This is a genomic window from Saccharicrinis fermentans DSM 9555 = JCM 21142 (assembly GCF_000517085.1).
Lineage (GTDB): Bacteria > Bacteroidota > Bacteroidia > Bacteroidales > Marinilabiliaceae > Saccharicrinis > Saccharicrinis fermentans.
In genome coordinates this window covers 614,766-637,656 of the sequence record NZ_KI912107.1, presented here as the reverse complement: position 1 = coordinate 637,656, position 22,891 = coordinate 614,766, and the positions used below count along the sequence as shown (strand labels likewise).

Annotated in this window: 11 protein-coding genes and 1 pseudogene; 1 reads left to right on the top strand and 11 read right to left on the bottom strand. The window is 37.4% G+C overall.

Annotated features, from left to right (window positions below; translation table 11 throughout):
- Positions 1-21: 21 nt before the first annotated feature.
- Positions 22-1,536 carry a DHA2 family efflux MFS transporter permease subunit gene (locus CYTFE_RS0102775; RefSeq protein WP_052342954.1) on the bottom strand — a complete coding sequence of 505 codons (1,515 nt, stop codon included), beginning with the start codon at positions 1,534-1,536 and terminating at the stop codon, positions 22-24.
- Between the two features lie 270 nt (positions 1,537-1,806).
- Here CYTFE_RS0102775 and CYTFE_RS24700 point away from each other — a divergent pair, with 270 nt between their 5' ends.
- On the top strand, positions 1,807-2,535 hold the full coding sequence (locus CYTFE_RS24700) for a helix-turn-helix domain-containing protein (RefSeq protein WP_052522147.1): 729 nt from the start codon (positions 1,807-1,809) through the stop codon (positions 2,533-2,535).
- Positions 2,536-2,788: 253 nt separating this feature from the next.
- On the opposite strand, the gene CYTFE_RS24695 is transcribed toward CYTFE_RS24700, so the two are convergent.
- From CYTFE_RS24695 to CYTFE_RS31785, 10 genes and pseudogenes are all read right to left on the bottom strand, one after another.
- Positions 2,789-4,657, bottom strand: coding sequence for an alpha-L-rhamnosidase-related protein (locus CYTFE_RS24695; RefSeq protein ID WP_161636242.1), 1,869 nt, complete (start codon positions 4,655-4,657; stop codon positions 2,789-2,791).
- Positions 4,658-4,694: 37 nt separating this feature from the next.
- Entirely contained in the window at positions 4,695-7,247 is a 2,553-nt protein-coding gene (locus CYTFE_RS0102760; RefSeq protein ID WP_027470559.1) for a glycoside hydrolase family 3 protein, read from the bottom strand.
- A 142-nt stretch (positions 7,248-7,389) separates the two neighbouring features.
- Positions 7,390-8,694 (bottom strand): alpha-L-fucosidase, encoded by a 1,305-nt coding sequence (locus CYTFE_RS24690; protein WP_200871280.1) that lies wholly within the window; start codon positions 8,692-8,694, stop codon positions 7,390-7,392.
- 116 nt (positions 8,695-8,810) lie between these two features.
- The gene (locus CYTFE_RS0102750; protein ID WP_052343423.1) at positions 8,811-11,147 is read right to left on the bottom strand and encodes a GH92 family glycosyl hydrolase; all 2,337 of its coding nucleotides are present in this window, start codon (positions 11,145-11,147) and stop codon (positions 8,811-8,813) included.
- 73 nt (positions 11,148-11,220) lie between these two features.
- The gene (locus tag CYTFE_RS0102745; RefSeq protein ID WP_044262521.1) at positions 11,221-13,248 is read right to left on the bottom strand and encodes a glycosyl hydrolase 115 family protein; all 2,028 of its coding nucleotides are present in this window, start codon (positions 13,246-13,248) and stop codon (positions 11,221-11,223) included.
- A 240-nt stretch (positions 13,249-13,488) separates the two neighbouring features.
- Positions 13,489-15,159 carry a RagB/SusD family nutrient uptake outer membrane protein gene (locus CYTFE_RS0102740; protein ID WP_027470556.1) on the bottom strand — a complete coding sequence of 557 codons (1,671 nt, stop codon included), beginning with the start codon at positions 15,157-15,159 and terminating at the stop codon, positions 13,489-13,491.
- A 17-nt stretch (positions 15,160-15,176) separates the two neighbouring features.
- Positions 15,177-18,254: a SusC/RagA family TonB-linked outer membrane protein gene (locus tag CYTFE_RS0102735; protein ID WP_027470555.1), complete on the bottom strand. Its 3,078-nt coding sequence runs from the start codon at positions 18,252-18,254 to the stop codon at positions 15,177-15,179.
- A 734-nt stretch (positions 18,255-18,988) separates the two neighbouring features.
- Positions 18,989-21,412 (bottom strand): glycoside hydrolase family 3 N-terminal domain-containing protein, encoded by a 2,424-nt coding sequence (locus tag CYTFE_RS0102730; protein WP_027470554.1) that lies wholly within the window; start codon positions 21,410-21,412, stop codon positions 18,989-18,991.
- Positions 21,413-21,581: 169 nt separating this feature from the next.
- On the bottom strand, positions 21,582-22,214 hold the full coding sequence (locus tag CYTFE_RS0102725; protein WP_027470553.1) for a glycoside hydrolase family 3 protein: 633 nt from the start codon (positions 22,212-22,214) through the stop codon (positions 21,582-21,584).
- A gap of 163 nt (positions 22,215-22,377) precedes the next feature.
- A pseudogene (locus tag CYTFE_RS31785) lies at positions 22,378-22,843 on the bottom strand (reverse transcriptase domain-containing protein).
- Positions 22,844-22,891: the final 48 nt, after the last annotated feature.

Genomic DNA, 22,891 nt, shown 5'->3' with positions numbered 1-22,891 from the left:
ACAACAATGATTTATTAAGTATTAATTTTCGCTTGATATTTCCGTTCTTCGTTTTATAAAAAAAGATATGAGGAAACCTATTAAAACAACTCCAAGGGCTACGGTAAATGAAGTTGTGGTGCCTTCAATGGTGGCCAGTTGTTGTTGGCTAAGGTCTGGGTTCTCTATACGTGCAAGATATTTGACGTATCGGGCACCCATTAATCCAATAAACAACGAAGAACCAAACGATGCAGCAATCTGTTGTGTTGTATTTAGAATAGCCACGCCATGAGCCATGTATTTCTTAGGAAGTTGGTTTAATGAATTAGTTTGTAACGGTGTAATAATTAATGAAATTCCAATGCACATTAAAATGTGAAAAACAATAATTGTTGTCAATTCTGTGCTTGTAGAAATACGAGAGAAAAAGAACATGCTTATGATTAAGGGTGTAAAACCGGCTACAACTATGGGTTTTGCCCCTATTTTGTCATAAAAACGCCCTGACAATGGAACAAGAAATACCATCATAATACTACCGGGTAACATGGATAATCCTGCAGTACCTACATTTATATTTAACGCATTTTGCAGATAGGTCGGTAAAATGATATTTGTAGCAAAGGGTATTAAAAAAGATAAAAATAGAATGATTGTCCCAAATAAAAACACAGGATAACGGAGTACCCTAAGTTCCAGCATAGGCTGTTTCATTGACAACTGTCGTTTTGAAAAGATAAACAAACTTATAAGTCCACAAAATAGAGGGACAAAAGTCGTAACATTCCACAAACCCAGTGTTTCTATAGAAGAAATCCCAAATATCAGCCCACCAAAGCCGACGGTAGAAAGGAGGATGGAAAAAACATCAATTTTGGGTTTGGTTAAAGTGGAATAACTTTTCAGGTATAGCATTCCTAGTACAATTGCAACAACTGCTATCGGTAGCATAATAAAAAACAGCCAGTGCCAGTCTAAATATTTCAAAATATAACCACCCAAAGTTGGTCCAACTCCTGGTGCTGCAATTACCACCATCATGCTAATGCCCATAGCACTTCCCCGTTTTTCTGGAGGGAAAATAGCCATCACCGTATCCATCATTATGGGTAGTAGCATACCTGTACCAACACCCTGAAGGATTCTTGAAATCAGTAAAAGCGTAAAACTTTGAGAAATGCCGCATAGTGTTGTTCCAAGCGTAAAAAAAAGCATCGCAAATAGGTATAACTTTTTAGTGGTGAACGTTTTTATGAGAAATGCAGTAACAGGAACCAAAATACCTACAATCAAAAGGTAAGCCGTTCCTAACCATTGCACAGTACTTAAAGAAACTCCCAAACTTGACATCAAATTTGGAAAAGCCACATTTAAAATTGTTTCGTTTAATAATGCTATAAAGCCACCAATTAATAAAGGTAGCATAATTAGAATCTGTTGTTTTCTTGTCAATGCTAATTGATTATCTGATGCTGGTTGGAAAACTTCAACCTTATCTTGAGTGGCTATTTCAGGTGCTGTTTCTTCGTATGTTTCAATATTTTTTTGTTCCATTTTTACTTTCTTAAAATTTTAATACAAAACAATAAAATTCTCAAGGATAATATGGGTTCAGTTTTTCACTAAAACTTGTCATTATTTCCAGTACTTTTGTGGTTGAATTACAAAACAAGGATAATTAATAGTCATAAAGAGAATTCGCAACTAATGTTAACCGATTCCAAATTACCAGACTCCAATATAAATTTAGACCATAATTTTTCAATAAAATTACATCATACAAAACTACCTATTGAACATTCACCGGAACGTTTAACAAGAGGAATGACGTGTATATGTACAAATGGAAGTACCGATGTGATGATTGATTTCATTAAACACCATTTTGAAAAAGGAGCTATTCTTACCCTTTTTCCCATGCAAATAATAGAGCAAAAACAGCTAAGTGAGGATTTTTCCTTGATTTATGTTACTTACTCCAACGAGATATTGCAAAATATAATGTTCCGATTTTCACCAGAATTTGAAGTATTTTTAAAAGAAATACCGGTATTTAATGCCCCTGAAGAAATATACAAAGCCGAGATCAAATTTATAGAACTCATAAAAAGCAAATACGAAGAGGTTGATAACATCTTTCGAAACGAAATTATAATAAGTCTATTGCGAGTGTTTTACCTTAACAGATACAATGGCATTCACCATGAATTATTGAAAGACACAGTTAAACATACACGTAGAATTGAGATTACAAAAATGTTTATCAACCTGATAATACAATATTTCAATGAAAGTAGAGATGTAGCATTTTATGCCGACAAACTAAATATAACCCCCAAATATCTTTCGCTTGTAACATCTGAAGTAAGAGGACAAAGTGCAAAAAAAATGATTGATGATTATATAATGACAGAAATAAAACTACAATTAAACGCAACTTCAAAATCTATTATGGAAATTTCAGATGAACTAAATTTCCCTGACCCATCGTCTTTTTGCAAATTTTTCAAACGTCACTCAGGATTGTCTCCCAAACAGTTTAGGGATAAATGATACAAAATTTAATTATAACCTAAAATCCCCAGATCAATAATTTGACTGACAAATGGTATTTTTGGGTAGAAGATGGCATTAATTCATGTTGTCCTCCTCGTTTTATTCACTTTGAATGCATTTATAACATATCGTCATCAGTCGAAAATACGTTTAATATCAGCCAGGACTTAATAAAGCTATCACTTCCGGCTGGGACACAATGATTCTCGTAAAACAAGAAAGTGAAGGTGCTTATGTCTTTTTTAATGATTTACTGCTGAATCTGCAAAATATTTACACCGTTCGCCAGCTTCAATATTTTCTTATTTTTAACGACACGATTGTTAAGCTGTACTTTATTCTTACTGTTGGGCAAAATAAACTCCCCATTCATACCTTGCGGCAGCTTAATTTCATAAAACGGATCGCCATCTTTCGTCAGCTTATACTTTGCCACAATAACACCCTTGATGGTGGGGACTTTAATGTCTGAAAATTCCAATCCATCTAATTGAGGTTTAATTTGTACATCAGCAAATCCCGGCGTTTTCGGCGTCACTCCCCACATCCGGCGGGTAATAATATTCAACGGTGCCGTTCCCCAGGCATGATTCCAGTCTGAATTAGGCTTATATTTCATATCCCAGGCCTCCAATGCCATGGTAGACCCAATTTGAATCATATTCCACCATGAACGGTCACTTTCTGTTTCAGTAATCAGTTGCAAAGCGTATCCCGACTCATTGACATTGAATAAGCCTTCCAATAAGTACTGTGCGCCGTATACACTACAAGCCATACCACGCGTCTTCACAAACTCAACAACGGTCTTTTTATAACTATCCGGAACAAGATTAAACGCCAGAGGAAACATATTGGCATGAAGAGAAGCATGCGTTGAACCTTCTCCATCCACATAAATACCACGTGATTTATCAAAAAGCTTTTCATTGATCACCTTTTTTACTTTTTCGGCTTTCTGATGAAAAAACTTAACATCATCTTTTTTCCCAAGATAACCGGCTATCTCCGACATAAGATACATATTGTAGTAATAGAAAGAATTAACCACCGTATTAATCGCCATCATCTCATAGCCATCACGTTCTCCGGCTTCTGTAGCCAGCTTCCATCCTGTATCCTTTTGTCCTGCGGGCCAATCAACAATATCCCTCACATTTGTTCGCGCGTTCTTAAATCCCAATTGGGTTTTAAAAACGCCATTTAACTTATCTGATTTAGAACTAATTAATCCATCCTCCCGCTCCAGATCCATCAATGTTCTAACCTTCAGTACATCATAATACTTTTCTAACAAATCAATGTTTCCCGTATACATATAATCCTGATAAAACATCATTACGGTATGAAGAAGCCATTCTGTTGGCCAGGTAGGATGCTGAATAAAATATTCATTGGTTCTGCGAGCTATGGAATAAACACTATCTACAGCATAATGACTCAGCTGGTTGATATATGCATCCGCCTCATAAGGAATACGTTCTCTGTCCCCATCCACATAATAACCGGCAAAGCTCGTTGCCTTAATGGTATGCTTACACAAATCCCATACTGCATTTAAAACAGTATCAGACGACGAAAACATTCCAGCCTCATCATTAAATTTATAATGATAGACCTTTTGCCAGATCTCCAGCTCTTCCATTGGTACTTGAAGATTCTCCAGTTCACAATATCTGAAAGGCATGATCACCCCAAACGAATCGGGAAGAATAATAGCGCCCGGTTTGGTATTTCGCTTATCGGCCTTCAAAGGAACCACCATATTCTGATGGCCTGTTATTTGATCAAGCTGCACTTCCTGATACCGAATGGTACCACCGGGGTTTCTATCTATTTCGTGAGTAGCGGTTAATTTCTCACCTAAACGAACAATCAAACTATCGTTTTGATCTCTTTGGGAGCATAATACCACCGTACCAAAATAAGCCTTGCCAAAATCAATAAAATAATGTCCTTTCCCCACTTCAATAATCTGCCGTGGGCTCATCATTTTCGATACAAAATCACTTTCCTGGGGTACTTTGGTCAATTGACTTTGCATCGAGAAACTACCGAACAAAAACAAAACTTGTAGCACATAAAATTTACTATTGGATAACATCATTATTTTTTTCATACTCCCAAAAATAAAAAACATAAATATAAATTGACAATTATTTTATCGTACAAGTCTTTTTTAAACGGATATCCTTCGAAGATGCACCTAGCATAAATTCAAATGCTCCCTTTTCAAATTGCCATTCTTCGCAATCTTCATTCCAATACATCAAGGCAGATATAGGGACTTCAAATTGAATGTTCTTCATTTCTCCTACATCAAGAGAAGTTCTTCGAAAACCAACCAATTGTTTCAATGGGCGTTGCACAGATGATTTCACATCTCTCACGTAGAGTTGCACGACCTCATCACCTTTACGTTCACCAGTATTTTTAACTTTCATTGAAACCGTAACACTTTCTTTATGTTTAGAGATATTCATTTGAGAATATGCAAAGGAAGTATAACTCAAGCCATAACCAAAAGGATACAGAGCTTCTCCTTCAAAATATTGATATGTTCTACCATGGGAAACTTCATAATCGTTCATGGGTGGCAAGTCCTTTTCTGATTTATAAAAAGTAAAAGGCAATCTTCCTGCCGGGTTATAATCTCCGAAAAGTACGTCGGCCAGAGCCGTTCCTCCACTCTCACCCGGATACCAACACTCTACAATAGCCGGAACATGCGCCTCCATCCAATTAACAGACAAAGAACTTCCGGCTACCAATACAACCACCAAATTTTTATTGATGCTGTAGATTTCCTTTAAATAAGCTATTTGGTCCTCAGGAAGACCTAACTCCACCCTATCTTTTCCCTCTTTTTCAATGGTTTTATTGATTCCCATAATGGCAATCACATAATCGCTCGTTTGAGCCGCTTGTTTATCTTCATCGTACAAATCACCCGTATCCCCTGGCACTTTCCAAAGTAATTGACAAATAGCATCACCTCCATTGTCAAAATACTCCAACTTAATGGCATATTTCTTTCCTGCCTCCATTTTAACATCCACCTGATCTGTTGTTGTACCGCGGTTATGCCACTCATCAACCACCAATTTATCATTTAACCACAAACGAATTCCATCATCTGAATTTACGCCAATTTTATAATCTCCTGAAATATTAGGTACAATATAACCAGTCCACCTCATGGACTTATGGCGATAATTACTATATGAATCCGGTGGTTGATTTACCGGATCAAAATTCACCACTTTATCTGTACGGGTTTGTGGCGTTCCTTCTAAAAACTTATCATCATAATACTCAGCATACAAACCCTTTTCATCATTCATATCATTACGCAAATACTCCGACTCAAGTAAGGACAAGTTTCTTGCAGCTGTTTTCCATTTCACATGTTGTATCTCAACCTGGTCTCCCACTTTATTTTGAATTCCTTTAAGGGGAGAAACAGGAGATATCACAGGCAGACCACTGTAATCACCCAAAACTACCTGGTTGGCGTTAAAACCAACCACTGCAATTTTCTTTATTTCCTTCGTTTTCAACGGTAATAAATGCGCTTGGTTTTTAAGCAACACAATGGACTGCCTTGCTGTTTCCAGTGCCAGATCCTGGTGCTTTTTTGAAGCAATGACATCGGGCGAAATACGAGAATAAGGATTATCCTCTACCGGATCAAAGATACCCAATTTAAAACGAGCCTCCAGCACCCTTCGAACCGCCTTATCAATAGACGCCTCACTCACCAGGCCCTCTTTAAAAGCAGGAACCAAGTAGTTTCTATAGATATCGTCACCACACTCCAAGTCCAGGCCAGCCTCTATAGCTGCTTTTGCAGCCAGCTTTTTATCGGTCACAAAATGGTGCGATTTCTCCAGATAAGTAAGTGCACCACAATCGCTCACTACATAACCTTTAAAACCCCATTCATTCCTTAATACATCGTTTAACAACCAACTATTCGCAGAACAAGGTGTTTGATTGATGGCATTGTAAGCGCTCATTATTGACTGTGCCTTACCTTCAGTTATACAAGCCTTAAAGGCAGGCAAATAATACTCCCGCAATGCGCTTTCCGAAATATCGACATTACATGCAAACCTATTTTCCTCCTCGTTATTGGCAATAAAATGTTTAGGGGTAGAAACCACCTTTAAATATTTTTCGTCATCACCCTGGAGTCCCTTAACAAAAGACACACCAATCTGACTGGTTAAAAAAGGATCTTCGCCATATGTTTCCGGGGTTCTTCCCCAACGAGGGTCTCTGGCCATATTAATGGTAGGTGACCACATTGTTAGCAGATCGCTATATGGGTTCAGCTGATCTTTACCCTGATTATAAAAATTCCATTTGGCCCTGGCTTCATCAGAAATAGCCGTTGCCACATCATAAATAAGCGCTGGGTTCCATGTGGCAGCCAGTGCTATGGCTTGTGGAAACACAGTAAAACGCCCACCTTTCACCACCCCATGCAAGCCTTCATTTCCATGATAATATTTAGCAACACCCAAGCGAGTTATTTCCTCTGATGTACTGACTAACAAAGATACCTTTTCCTCTAAAGTAAGGCGATTCAGCAAATCATCCACTCTTTTTTCAACAGGTAAATCTACATCTTTAAAAAGATAACTATCTTGCGCAAAGCCAACAAATGGACAAAAAGCAAAGATTAATATAAGAAACAACTTCATTTTCGTAATTTTCTATTTAGTACTTATCTATAAAGTCAAAACTTCCTTTATGGACTGGCGCTATTTATTTAGAGTAAAAAACACCATTCCAATTTCACAACCACACACAAAACACTTATACACTACCCATTGCAACACACCTTTACTTTATAATTTCAACATTGGTTAATTTAACAACCACTGCATTGGGCCAAACTTTATCATTATAAAGACGTTGCGCCCTAGCGATGGATATTTCCAATACATCTTTATGCTGCACAAACTTTGATTCCGGAATATTCTCTGGCCAATACTCAACCACTAAATCATTTTGTCCCACAACAGAGACGGTTGTTTCGTCGGTAGCCTTCAAATTTTTCAGTATAAAATTTCTACGAAATCCTTTGAACCATTTTCTTTGACCTGTAATCAAAACATAAACCGCTTTTTCCTTTTCATTTTGGGTAAACCACAAATCACCATCCTTTACTATACCAGACATGGGGCGCACCCCCTTGATGGCCTCCTCATTTACAAACATCCAAAGACCCAATTCACGCAAACGCACCTCTTGTTCAATAGCAATTTCCCCGTTGGGTTTTGGCCCTACATTCAATAAAAAATTTCCACCTTTAGCTCTAATCTCTATCAACTTATTGATCACATCGGTACCGCTTTTGTAGCTTTCATTGGTAGGCTTATATTGCCATTGTGTTCCCATGGTCATACAAGTTTCCCAAGGACCCGGCATGGCTCCATTAGGTATGCGCTGTTCCGGCGTTTTCATCTCTCCACGAGTAACCACAATATTGGGATCTAGCGAATGTACATATTGAACAAGCGGACCGGTTTTAAAGGCATCAAAAAAGATGATATCAATAGGTCCATAATTGGTAACCAGCTCTTTCACCTGTTCTTTATCATAAGCCAAGAGCTCTTTATTTTCGGTAATTTGGCTCAACTCACCTTTCCTGGAGATAAGCGTACCCTGTTTATGCAAAAAATGAAAATCTTCAGGCGAAAAATACACCCCTACCTTTAATCCAAATTTACGCAATGATCTGAATAGCATAGCCGTAATATCCTTACCATAGGACGTGTTCATTATATTGAAATCGGTCGTTTGGGTATCCCACATACAAAAACCATTGTGGTGCTTTGTGGTAAAAACAACATATTCAGCACCCGTCATTTTAAACAGTCTAGCCCATTCGTCCGCATCAAACTTATTTGGATAAAAGGTCTTTGGAAGCGCATTAAAATACTTATTGACATAATTTTCGGAGGCTCCAACTAATGAATGACTAATAACACTCCCTAATTGAGAATCTAAACTCCAATGAACAAAGATACCTAAACCCATATCCATAAAATCCTCTTGCAAAGCTGGCTTATTTTTAAGCTGCCCAACAACAGAGAGAGTTAGTAAACTCAACAAAAGAATAAATCCATTTCTTCTTAAACTCAACACCATACACATATTTTACCCATTGTGCATTTAATCGCTTCACCTTTACAATTCACTTCCTGAACTTAATGGACCAACAACTAAATACACAATAGTTTAATATTGATTCCTTTAACTTATTTATTCGACGCATCCGTCATTTCTAACACCAAGGTACCCCCTTTTACAATGTCATTATGCCGGATATTGGTACCATTTATTAACTGATTATTTAATTGAATACTTTTTACATAAAGATTGTCGGCACTATTATTATGGGTCTTTATCACAAAAGTGTTTCCAGGATAAAAATCCGGATTCAAATGAATCTTTATCTGATTAAAAATCGGACTTCCGATTTGGTATTGAGGGTTCTCCTCTGTACCACCATTCATCTGAAATAGGCCTAATTTCAATAAAACAGATAAACTACCCATTAAACCTTGATCTTCGTCGCCATTAAAACCTGTAGCAGGACTCAATCCGGAAAACACTTTATTCACAACCTTACGTGTCCAGTATTGAGACAAATCAGGACGGTTTAATTGGTTAAACACCTGCGCAGTTTGTATAGAGGGTTGGTTTCCATAATTGATAGGAATACGCCTGTATTCTGGATGTAGCTCTCTATCATGAGAATCACCAGAAGTAAAACCAATTTTTTCAGCGGTTTCAAATTGAGTATTCAATTTTTCCACAGCCTTTTCATGACCTCCCATAAGCGCAGCTAATCCTTCAATATCATGTGGAACGAACCAGGTTGACTGCGCTCCATTGGATTCATTAAATCCTGTTTCATACTTATATGGATCCAAAGTTCCATGCCATTGTCCATTTACCTCGCGAGGCCGCATCCAACCAGTTTCCTTATCAAAAGTATTTTTGTAATATCCAGAGCGCTTAAAAAAATACTGGTAATCTTCCTGATGTCCTAATTTCTTTGCCAACTGAGCCAAAGTCCAGTCCTGATAGGCATATTCCATCGTTAAACTTGCACCATCCTGATGAAAGCCAAAATCTCCCTCAGGAATAGGATATGGCACATAGCCCTTATCGAGATAATGTTTAAATCCTCCCCCGATGGATGTTTTGTGTTCATACCCTGCCTTCTCCATTATTCCTCCAGCACTATGTGTAATTTTTAATGCTTGGTAAATATCCTCCAAGTTATCCTTAACAATATCTTTTTGAACGGCACTAACGATAAAAGGTGTTGAGGAGGCTCCAGTCATCACGTAAGTATAATTACCACCAGAAGGGCCACGCGGAACAATACCGCCATCATGATAATATTGCATTAAAGATTGAACAAACTCATTCATTATTTCTGGATACACCAATCCCCAAAGAGTATTAATGGTCCATTGAGCGCCCCAAAAAGCATCAGAATTATAATGATTAAACAAAGGTTTACCCTCCGTATCCAAAGGTAATTGACCAACCCTAAACACAGGCCCAGTATTGTCTGGATAAGCGCCATTGGCATCACTAATGGTTCTGCGTCCTTGCAAGGCATGCCACAAGTCGGTATAAAATCTTCTTTGAGCAGTATCAGAACCACCCTCTATCTCAATACGATTTAAAAGACCATTCCACTCCTCTTTTGACGCATGCACCACCTGATCGAAATCCCAATGTGCCAGTTCGGTTCGCATATTAACAGCTGCATTATCAACAGAAGTATAAGAAATACCCACTTTCATTAATACTTCGGGTGTCTTATTCAAAAGACGAATCAGGTAGTTTCCTGTTTCATCATCCCTAACAACGGACTCCACCTCAGTATTTAAGGCTACCTTAAAAAACACTTTGGTCGGTTTAGGACGTCGTATGGTTGGTGCATTCACCAACTCACCGGTTAATTCCTTATCCCCACTCTTTACCAGCTTTCCATTCACAATATCACAAGGTCCTAATTTCCCATTTACATTGAATAAAACAGTAGCTTGCTCATCTTGAGGAAAAGTATAACGATGAAACCCCACCCGTTTAGTACTGCTTAGCTCTACTTTTATATTATACCTTTCCAACTCCAGAAAATGATAACCAGGAGTTACATTTTCGCTTTCATGACTAAATTTAGAATAGTAATCGGTATAAACAGACTTTTCATGATCCTTTGATATAGTAAGGGGCATCACAGAAAGACCTGCTAACTGCCATGCGTGAATATGACTGAATCCTTTTACTGTATCCGTCTTATAACGATATCCACTTCCCCAGGCACCTCCCACTTGCGTATCTGGGCTCAGATTAACCATCCCAAAAGGACGACAGGCGGAAGAAAAGAAGAACCAACGTGAATTTTCCGTATCCAACATAGGATACACCAGCTCTACAGGTTTTTTAACAACAGCTTGATGCTCTTTTGAATCTGGCGTACTGCAATAACTAAAGCACAAGAGTCCTAACACTCCTATATTGAGCAATATACCTTTCACATTTTTAAATACATTCTTTTTAGTAGGCTTCATATTCATTACAATTAGTAAGTTGATTATCAATTGACACATCAACATTTTATACATTTCAATATATCTTACCCACCTAAAGTTCCTCTGCTACATTCTTTATTTCAAGCAGATCTTCCAATTCAGGAAACCCATTATTAGGTCTTCTAATGGCAGGATTATACCAATTTTTCCACTTTGGATTCATATCCCCACGCATACGAGTAGCAATATGTTCTTCAAGTAACATGCGGGCATTATCGATCTTTTCTAAAGCATCCTGTTTATCAAGCTTATTTCCCGTTTTTTGATATCTGTCACGAGCCAAGGAAACATTCTGTAATTCAAATTGATAATTAAGTAACTGACGAATAAGCAAAACAGGTAACTCGACCTGATCATGATAAAAATAAGCCTTGCTTTTGTCCAGCTCTTTACCTTTTTCAACAAATTCCCAGGCACTATCAATGATGGCCATACGTTGATTCAGGTCTTCACTAAACGCACGCTGATAACTTTCGCTATTCTCAATTAAAGCATCGGTTTTTAAATGCTGATGATACATCTTAATACGGTAGAGTATTTCAACATAACCATCTTCATTTAGCTGTGCCTGGTGCAGATGTTTATAGGCTGAAACCACATATTCAGCTGCGTCCTCCCCAAAATAGTAGCGAGTCCATTTCCGATAAAAATCTTCACCATCAAAATCTTTATACGACTGGGCCACCTTTGAGAAAGCTGTAATATTTAAAATAAACAGACGAAATGTTTGCCCATTGACCTGTAAATACTTATTGGCGCCATAGGTATCAATAAAATGAGTCATGGTTTCGTCAATAAGCTCCGGACAAGGATCAGGCACCGTATGATTACGCCAGAAACCAGCATGCATATATGTTCCAAAGTTATAACCTTTAGTACTCTCAGGCAAGTATTCGAATCCAAGCCAGCCATTATCACTCCAGGCCACAATAAAATCCTTTGGAGGGTTAAAGTCCTTATTAAAAATCTCCATCCCGTCATGATAACAAATCAGTACCTTAACAGCATCCGGATTATGCCTATCTATTAACTTCCCAAACTCAGCATACACCTCATTGAAGACTTCTGTTTTATCCTCACCACAAGTACTCTTATATTCCCAATCCCAAACTTGATTTCTCGGACGAAGCGAAAAAATATCACATTTACCCACAGGTGTTTTTTCCAGATAATAAGTCCAAGCCTCTATCCATTTTTCCTTATTCTCTTTCCAGCAACTCGCCTCATTCTCATTTAATTGATACAACTTATAGCCCAATGACATATCAATTTGAACCTTCATCCCCTTCAAGTGCGCATAATCAATAAGTTTCTCAATATACTTAATGTCAATATCGTAATCCGGTTTTAGTTTTTGATAAGCTTCACGTAAAAAAAACTCAGGTCTCCCCAACATATCGAACAACTGTATGGCATTATATTTTAAGCGAACCAATGAATTAATCATTTCGGTATATGTTTCCCAATCGTACTCTAACAATTTACCCCGGTAATTTGCTAATTCATCCACATCATTTTCAAAATAGCATAAAATAGGAATTTCTGGGGGTGCTATTGAACGATTTTCGAAAACCAATAAATCATTGTCTGATACCATATTCGCTGTTTTCCCAGTCCAATACTCAAGAGGATCAATTCCTAAGACCTCACTTGAATAATCATATATGGCATATTGTAGCCCCTGAACATCAGAACCTGCTAACACAATAGCCTTTCTTCCATTTTCCAATGTAGCTTGTGCCCATATACCTCCCCGAGGTCCTGGATTTTCATTAGATAAAGATATCTTACGACTATCTGCCAATTGTGCTATTTTTTGATGAGTATCAATTGTTCCCAACAAATACAGTATTCCATTCTCAGGCAAATCCTCAGACTCAGAAAAAATTTCGATATTTTTATTTGTTACTTTCATCAAGTCTTTTTTCAAATCCTGAATAGCATTTTTTTCAAGATCTGTTGCATGATCCCCTTGCACCAAATAGACGTCATCAACAGACGCAGTACATGCATTAAATAAAAATATCCCAATTAATAAGTACAATAGCTTACTTGTCATATTTTGTAATTTACATACCATATTATTTATATTTTATGACATTGTTATCCCACTCCCAGACATCACAATTGCCTAGGATAAATCACCCAGATACCCGTATTGAATTTTTTTATAAAAAAAAGGATCCCCTTTCCTTGGTAAAAGAAAAATGTAGTCCAATAAAAAGAAAGTCTCAATAGATGAATATCCAGATTTTGCGTTCAAAATATTACTTGGGCATGTATCAAAAACACACGCCCAAGTATTTTAAACGAAGTCTAATTAGTATTCAGGATTTTGTATTAATGAACCATCAGATAATTCCATTTCGGCGGCTGGAATTGGACGAACCAAATGAATATCAGCGTCAAACTCGCCATGATCTATTACATGCGGATTATATGAATTAATTCTTTCCTCAAGTTTTCCGGTTCTTTTCAAAATATTCCACCTATTGGACTCTCCAGCCAACTCCATAGCTCTTTCATTTAAAACATCATCAATATCAATAGATGTGTAATAATTAGAAACCCCACTGGCTCTCTCATGTACTTTATTGATATGTGCCAAAGCAGCCGTATTATTACCAGCTTTTAGGTACGCTTCTGCCGCCACTAAATGGGTTTCTGCCACACGAAATACATAAGTATCTCTATAACCTCCATCGGTTCCCGCAGAATTAACATCATTAAATTTCTTAAAAATAGGGAAATTTGTTTTTAACTGATTATCAGAATATTGATAAATAACCCCCTCAATATTATCACCTACAGCATCATAGGCATATTGATCAGGCTGATATACAAAATACCTATTTAATTTATCTTTTAAGTCAGCTGTAGTCAAGGCGTTTTTAGGATAATAAACAATAGTATCACCAATACTTATAATATCTGTTCCATAGTTAGAAGAATACGATGTTGCTTCCGTTGCAATAAGAGCACGATACAAGGTTACCTCATCGCGGGTATCATTATCTTCGAACAAGCTGTAGAAAAAATCTGTAGGCATCGCTGCAAACACCACCTCACCATAAGGACTTGTTGTACGCTCGATTCCGATATAGTTAAAAACCTGATTCATAATAATACCTTGCTTATCATTATCACGATCATCAGCTTCACCACCATCGCCATATTGAATAGAAAATAAAACCTCATCGTTTTCTTGATTATCATAATCAAAAACCTCTGCATAAGTTTGGCTTAAAATGTCATAGGAATCAATGGCTAATTCCGCATACTGAGCAGCTTTCGTAAAATCATCAGAACTACCAAAAGACTTATAACCGCGGGTTACATATACATCCGCTAACAAATGCTCAGCTGCTCTTTTGGAAAAACGGCCAAAATCGGGTACAGCCTCTAAATTTGGAATAGCCGTTTCAAGGTCGCTAATAATTTGGTTAAAAACTTCTTCCTCACTGGCTCTTGTGTAGCTAAATGAGATTTCATTAATCTCATCCAACACAAGTACAACACCACCAAACTGTTGAACTAAATTATAGTAGGCCAATGCTCTTAAACCTTTGGCTTGCGCAATACCATAGGCCTTTTGCGTGGCACTACTTTCAGACCAACTAATAACATTTTCATATTGATTAATGGTAGAGTTGGCATTACTGATTACTTTATAATTGGAATCCCAAACACCTTCAACCCCTCCTACTGAAGAAGTCATATTATAATACTCGTTCAAGCTATTATTACTGTACAAAGGATTTTGCGTAGTGAAAATATCTGTACCATAAAAAGCGGTTGAATATTGCTTATAAACATCACGTAACGAACTATAGATACCAACCACTAGCTCATCTGCTGTATCTTCCGTTATATAACTTTCCGCTGTAATTTCAGAAGGATTTTCTTCCTCTAAAAAACTTTCACATGCATTGAAACCTACCAGTAGACTCAATATTGAGCATGTATATATAATTTTCTTTCCTAATTTCATTGCTTTAATTTTTTCGGTTACAACTTAAGTTTCAATCCAAATAAAACAGTCCGAACTGAGTAAGCCATATTATAAGAGTTCTGCAAACCAGTTTCTGGGTCAGGACCTTTATAATCGGAAAATGTAAATGGATTCTGAACATCTAATGAAAAACGTAAACTTGAAATATTTAACTTGTTTATAATTTGTTTTGGCATATTATATCCAAGGCCAATATTACCTACTTTCACAAAAGACATATCTGCGAAATACCATTCATCATCAGAGCCAACGCCAGGCATTGGGTTTTCTGCATCCTGATTATTGGGCGTCCAATAATCCATATCTAAATGATTAAATGTAGCTCCGTCACCGTTGTGTGGCGCAAAATGTGAGTAAAATTCTGAGTGACCAAATACCCCCTGACGAGTATATACCATTACTGATAAATCGAGATTTTTATAATTGAAATTATTGGTCATTCCACCTGTCCAGTCGGGAGAATTTGAACCAATTACGACTTTATCATCTTCAGCAGAAAGAATACCATCATTGTTTTGGTCTTTAAATTTATATTGACCAGGTACAAAACCATATTTAGCAGCCTCTGCTGCTTCGTCCATTTGCCAGATTCCTATTTTTTCGTAAGAATACACAGCATCAATCGGTTGTCCAACCATAAGAACCCCATGCGTTCCATAAACTTGTTTTTGGATATCATCAGTTAACTCTACAACTTCATTTTTATTTTTTGCAAAATTGAAACTGGAGGTCCATCTGAAATCGCCTTTTTTTACATTTACTGTGTTTAATACTAGTTCCACACCACTATTACGTACTGATCCGTAGTTTCCTTCCGACTCAGAAAATCCTGTTAATGCCATTAATGTTTTTCCCAATATCGCATCAACAGTCTTCTTATTGTAATATTCAGCTCCCAACCTTATTCGTCCATCAAATAAACCTAGATCCACTCCTATATTATATTCTTTTGAGCGTTCCCAGCGTAAATCGTCATTGGATAAATCGTCAATCACTTTTCCAGAAGCGGATTGATTACCGAATAGATAAGAATCATCACTTAAATAAGCTTGCGAGGCATACCGACTCACAACCCCATCATTCCCTGACTCTCCATAAGATAAGCGCAATTTTAAATTCGACAACCAATCTTTATCAACTAAAAAAGGTTCCTGGCTTACTCTCCAGGCAAAAGCTGCTGATGGAAAAAATGCCCACTTATTTCCTTTCGCTAATTTAGAAGACCCATCATAACGCCCTGTAAATGTGAATAAATATTTCTCCTGAATATTATAATTAATACGAGAAGCAAAAGAGGTCAATGTTTCTTTTGAATAATAAGAATCATATACCTTTATATCATCTCCTCCTTCAATATTGTAATACGAATAAGAATCAGAATCTATATTCCTAATTTCAAAGTCTGAACCATCTTCTTGCTGTAGATATATCGATGAAATAAAGGTAGCCTTCAAATTATGTCCATCTTTAATATTGAAATCAAAGTTCGCAATATTATCCCAGGTATATGAATTTGAAAAATCTGTTTCATAATACGCGCGAGTACGACTTTGATCATTACGTGCGGTTTTTGTTAACAAACCTCTGTATTCTCCATATCGTTGAGTAATCAACTCCGGTGCAAAATTAGTTTTAAAATTAAACCAATCTGTAGGCCTAATTTCAATGAAAGCATTGGCAATCATATTGTATTTTCTAGTATTTCCCTCCCATGAACCATTTGCTTCATAAAGAGGATTGATAAAACGTACATCCTGTGCATCAGGAACCGTCTTAATAGAACCATCCTCTTCATAGGCGCTTAAGGTTGGTGCTAAACGTAAAGAGCTTCTAAATAACTCCTTACTTCCTTCTTCTCGATCAGAATATGCAAAATAAGAACGAACGCCTACTGTTATCGTCTCACTTACTTTTTTAGAAAGTGAAGAACTAATATTGTAACGTTCATAATTCTCAATTCCCATTAGTCCCTCATCCTTGGTATACCCCACCGACGCGTTATAAAGCAAACCAGATTCTCCACCAGAAAAACCCAAGGTATGACTTGTTTGAATGCCTGTTTCTTTTATTAAGTCAATCCAATTGGTATAATTTCTATTGGCCACATTATTTCTTTCGTCTTCGTCGAAGAATTCAGGATCTGTATCAATAACCGTATTATTCCAGTCTTCTACACTGGCAACACCATCTTCCCATTGCTTTTCCCATTTCTCTCCTCTTAATGCGTCAGAAACATAGCTAACATATTCATCTCCATTGTAAAAATCTGGAACATTAGTGGCCGTATTCACCCCAAAGGTTCCATCGTAAGTTACTTGCATTTTACCACTCACTCCAGTTTTTGTAGTAATAATAACTACCCCATTGGCGCCTCTTGAACCGTAAATAGCTGTTGCAGACGCATCCTTGAGCACATCCATTTTTTCAATATCCGAAGGATTCAAAATACTCAGATCATCCATAAATACACCATCAACAACGTATAGAGGTTTCGACAAGTCTTCATCTAAATCATCACTAATTCCATCTTTGGTAACATTTGTATTCTTAAGCACTGTATTTCCACGAATTTTGATAGACAATTGCGCACCAGGCTTGGAGCTTAATCTACGCACATCAACCCCTGCAACCTGTCCTTGAATAGCTTGTCCAACATCCGTTTTACTCATCTCTGTTAACTTTTCCGCATTGATTGATTCCACTGAACCTGTTAAATCGCTCTTTTTAACCGAACCATATCCAATAGCCACAACCTCATCCAGGCCAATGGCATCAGACACCAATTGTACATTGATTGAAGATTGGTTTCCAACAGCAATTTCTTGTGTGGCAAATCCAACAAAAGAATATACAAGTGTGGCGGAGGCTCCATCAGGAATCATGATTGAATACTTACCTTCAATGTCTGAAATCGTACCCGAAGTAGTTCCTTTAACAAAAACATTTACACCCGGCAATGTTTCACCGCTTTCATCTATAACGGTTCCCGATATAGTTCTTTGCTGAGCCCAACTAAATGAAGTCATCAAGCATGCAATAGCCAGCAATAAGAACTTAGTTTTAATCTTTTTCATATAGTTTAATTTTTATTAACAGCTCAAATGTAAAACATATCGTTTTTTAACACATGGATTATCAGACCATAGACATGGATAAAATATTAAATACTGATTTACTGATCATTACAAATACAAACCATCTGATTCATAGAAAATATACACGCTTCTAAATACACAAAGCAAATTTCCGCTTAACATTTATTAAACCTCTCTAACATACAAAAACGCTACATGGATATTTAAATCATGCACATGGATGTTTTATGCTTATCTATTTTTTTCTGATTACGGGTAGATGGTCAGTGAAATTATTCATTCCCAATGATACAATAGAACTTTACCCTGAGAATTAAAAATACAATCAATCAAAATATACGTAATAAATCTTCTAATGCATTATCCGGGTTAAACTAGTGTCTTCTAGACATATATTATTTGCAAGACAGAAAACAATAGTTTTCTTACAGCCACTATACACCATGCACGACACACCTAAAAAAGCCCTACTTCTCCTAAGAAGTAGGGCTTTTTTCCATACAAGTCTCGACAATACAAGTACTAAAAACTCACTGCTCATTTATTTTGCCCATACTACAAATACCTTTTCATATACTTTGCCTAAACGAAAATCCACCTGCCTTATATTCCCGTAATAGATACGTGGATGCTTCTCACTTTTAACATAAGCGCCCCCAGTACAAACAACAATAACACTATGGAAAGTATGGATTTGTAACTACTCATTGATATCAGTAATTAAGTATCTCAAAACTCCCATTAAGCTTGATATCCTTAGATGAACTACCTACCATAATATTAAACTTACCTGGTTCCACAGTCCAGTTCATATTTTTGTCCAACAGCTGCAAGTCCTCTGGATGCAAAGTAATTTTTACTGTTTTAGTTTCACCAGGCAATAAGTGCACTCGTTCAAAACCTCTCAGCTGAGATTCATAAGTGGTTACACTACTTACTACATCTTCAAGATACAGTTGTACAACTTCATCCCCTTCACGTTCTCCCGTATTTGTAACACTAAAAGAAACATGAATATCTGCTTGAAAAAGGGCATTGCTTGGAGTAATTTCTAAATCACTATATTCAAAGGTTGTATAACTTAATCCATAACCAAAGGGATACAAAGGCTCAGTAACACGTGTTGTTCCATAACCATTTCCAATATTCTCAATCTGACCGCCATGCGATCCTCTTTTAAATGGAAAATTCAAAGGTATTTGTCCGGTAGACTTAGGAAAGGTCACCGATAATTTACCTCCGGGATTATTATCGCCGAACAAAGTTTCAGCCACTACATCCCCGGATGATGTACCCGGAAACCAAGCTTCCAAAATAGCGGGTATATATTTATTTTCCCAGTTAATGGTAAGTGGTTGCCCGTTAATTAATACCAATACAACAGGTTTTCCCGTAGCATACAAGGCTTTCACCAACTGCAACTGTCTCCCGGGCAATTGCAAACTAGTACGCGATTTACTTTCGCCCACTCTTTTCTCATCTTCTCCAACCACAGCAATGATCACGTCTGATTTTATAGCCTGCGCAACAGCCTCATCAATGCCAGCCTGCTCTTCATCAGTTAGTGCCACATCCATCAATTCACTTTCGGGCCAGCTGGCATCCATTACTTCGCAACCCTTCACATAATTCACATTGATCATTCCTGCCCCATACTTTTTAATACCCTCAAATACAGACACAGAAGCATTAGCAGCAGGTCCATAACGACTAAAGGTATAACCTGTTTCATCTGCCAGTGGACCAGTTACCAGTACATTTTTAAGTTGATGAATATCCAATGGAAGTAGGTTATTCTCATTCTTCAACAATACCATCGACTCACGTGTTATTTGACGTGATAATTCTTCATTTTCATCTGTATGAACCACCTTATCGGCCAGTTTAACATCCTCAATAAGTGGATGATCAAACAAACCAAGTCGCATCTTCACCTTTAACACTTCGGCAACACGAGCATCAATCGTCTGCATAGACACTTTACCCTCTTTAATAATCTCCCGCAAAGGTTCTATATAAGATTCCGGGGTTTTAAAAGTTGTTCTCACATTTAAGCCAGCTTCGACCACCTGACGAACAGCTTCCTTATAATCTTCGGCCACATTGTGCTTATCAGAAAGATACTCCACAGCCTCGCTATCCGATACTACGTAACCATCAAAACCCATTTGCTGACGCAATAACTCTGTCAAGAAATAATAACTACCGGTTACTGGCTCTCCATCATAATCGTTATAACTACTCATCACACCCATTGGCTTAGCCTCCTGTATCACCTTTTTAAAAGGATAAAGATACAATTGATGCATTTCGCGTGGCGCCACATGAGGGTCCGTTCTGGCCTCTCCATCACGTGCCCCCTTAGGCACACTATAAACTGCAAAATGCTTTATGGTAGCAGCAACACCAGCCGACTGAATACCCTTTGCCATCCGCACCCCCAGCTCTCCAATATGAAAAGGATCCTCTCCATAGCACTCTATTACTCTTCCCCATCGCGGATCACGAGCCACATCCAGTATCGGCGCGTAAATATTGGTATATCCCAAAGCCTTGGCTTCACTCCCCACCATTTGTCCTGCTTTATATACCAAATCTTTATTCCATGTTGAACCAATACCAATGGGAGCAGGAAGAGGGGTGGCTTTTTTATGACACAAACCATGAACGCCCTCATTCGAGAAATCAACAGGAATACCCATTCTGGTTTCTTCAATAAACCACTTTTGCATGATATTTATGGCTTTAGCATGATTGCTATAAGGAAAAGCATGTTCTGTAAAGGTATAAGGACGATTTTGAATTGTATTTAAATGCTCATCAATATTAGCAATTCCGTCTTTCCATACACGATTTTTCCACTTCTCGTTGGGTAATTCATCCTCCAGCACTCGTGAAAAACCATAAAGGGTAGCCATTTGACAAGTCTTTTCTTCCATGGTCATTTGCGAGAGAAGATCCGCTACCCTATCATCTATTGTTTGCCTTGGATCCTCATATATATCCTTCACCCCATTCTTATTAAAATCAATCCATCCTTTATGATAGATCTTTACTTTTTTCTCCTTGATAGTTCCAGAAGAAGTTAACATGAACAAACCTAGCACCAGACTAAGCAATTTGTAGATTTTCAGCATAATTATATTATTTTGTTGTATCATTTAATTTTCAATACTCACTTTAAGCTAGCCTCTTTCATATATTTTAACCGCAATAAAGCTTCAATAAAAAATACAATCCAGCCTCAACCACCTGTCTAACCGCGCCTTGATAATCGGCAACCACATGATGTTTGACGAAAGAAACTTAAGCGTATCGCTGTCGGACACAATATAACCCAAAAATCCAAATTGATGGCGCAATAATTTGACCCGCTTGGTTCATCAAGCTTTTATTCCAGGTACATCCCATACCTATGGGAGCTGGCAATGGAGTGGCTCTATCATGACAAAGCCCATGGGTTCCTTCATTCGTAAAATCAACAGGAATACCCAAACGTGTTTCCTCCATAAACCATTTCTGAATAATATTTATGGCCTCGGCATGATTGCTATGGGGATAAGAATACGCATTATATGTTTGAGGTCTGAAAGCAATGGAATTTAAGTGTTCATCAATATTGGCAATTCCATCTTTCCATGCACTGTTTTTCCACTCCTCTGTAGGCAATTCATCTTGCAAAATGCGTGAATATCCATACAAAGTAACCATTTGACAGGTTTTTTCTTCTATAGTCATTTGCGACAAAAGGTCTTGCACCCTCGCCTCAGTAGATTGAGAAGGATCTTCATAAATATCCTTTAAACCATTCTTATTAAAATCGATCCATCCTTTATGATAGATATTGCTAATATTCCTTTGGGTGGCCGTTAAAGAAATAAATACCATAATACCCAACAAAGACAAAATAAATTTAAAAAACATTGTTCTAACCTGCATCCTATATAACTTTTTTTGCACATCTCAAATTCATTGTCATTCGAATCCCTAAATTATTACTGCTACCCTAAGAGTCCATGCATTTTTCATCTGGAAACATGTATTTTTAAATCAAAACCACTCATTAATTCACTGAAACAGGACTCATTATACAAAAAATTGTTTAAAAGGAGTAACCCTGAAGCTTGATACGGTTGTAGTAAACCACCGATGTTTTATCCCTGTTTACTTTCAGGTAAAGATGTTCCTCTATAAAGCAGATCACATTGTTCATTATGCGCTCTCCCGCCCTTTTGCTTTTGCATAAAATAACCAAGTCATCGGCATAGCGTACAAATTCATGACCTCGCCTATGAAGTTCTTTGTCGAGTTCGTGAAGCATTATGTTACTCAGAAGCGGACTCAGCGCCCCCCTGCGGAACGCCTGCTTCGGTCTTCTCGAATTGGTGTCCCACCACAACTCCTGCATTCAGGTATTTGTGGATTAACGAGATTACACGACCATCATTTACCGTGCGTGACAGTACCTCAATCAGCTTGCTGTGGTTCACCATGTCGAAGAACTTTGCCATGTCCATATCAATGGCATATTTATACCCTTGGGATATAATACTTTTACATTGAACCAGGGCTTTATGAGTGCTTCGTTTAGGACGAAAACCAAAACTGTTGTTCGG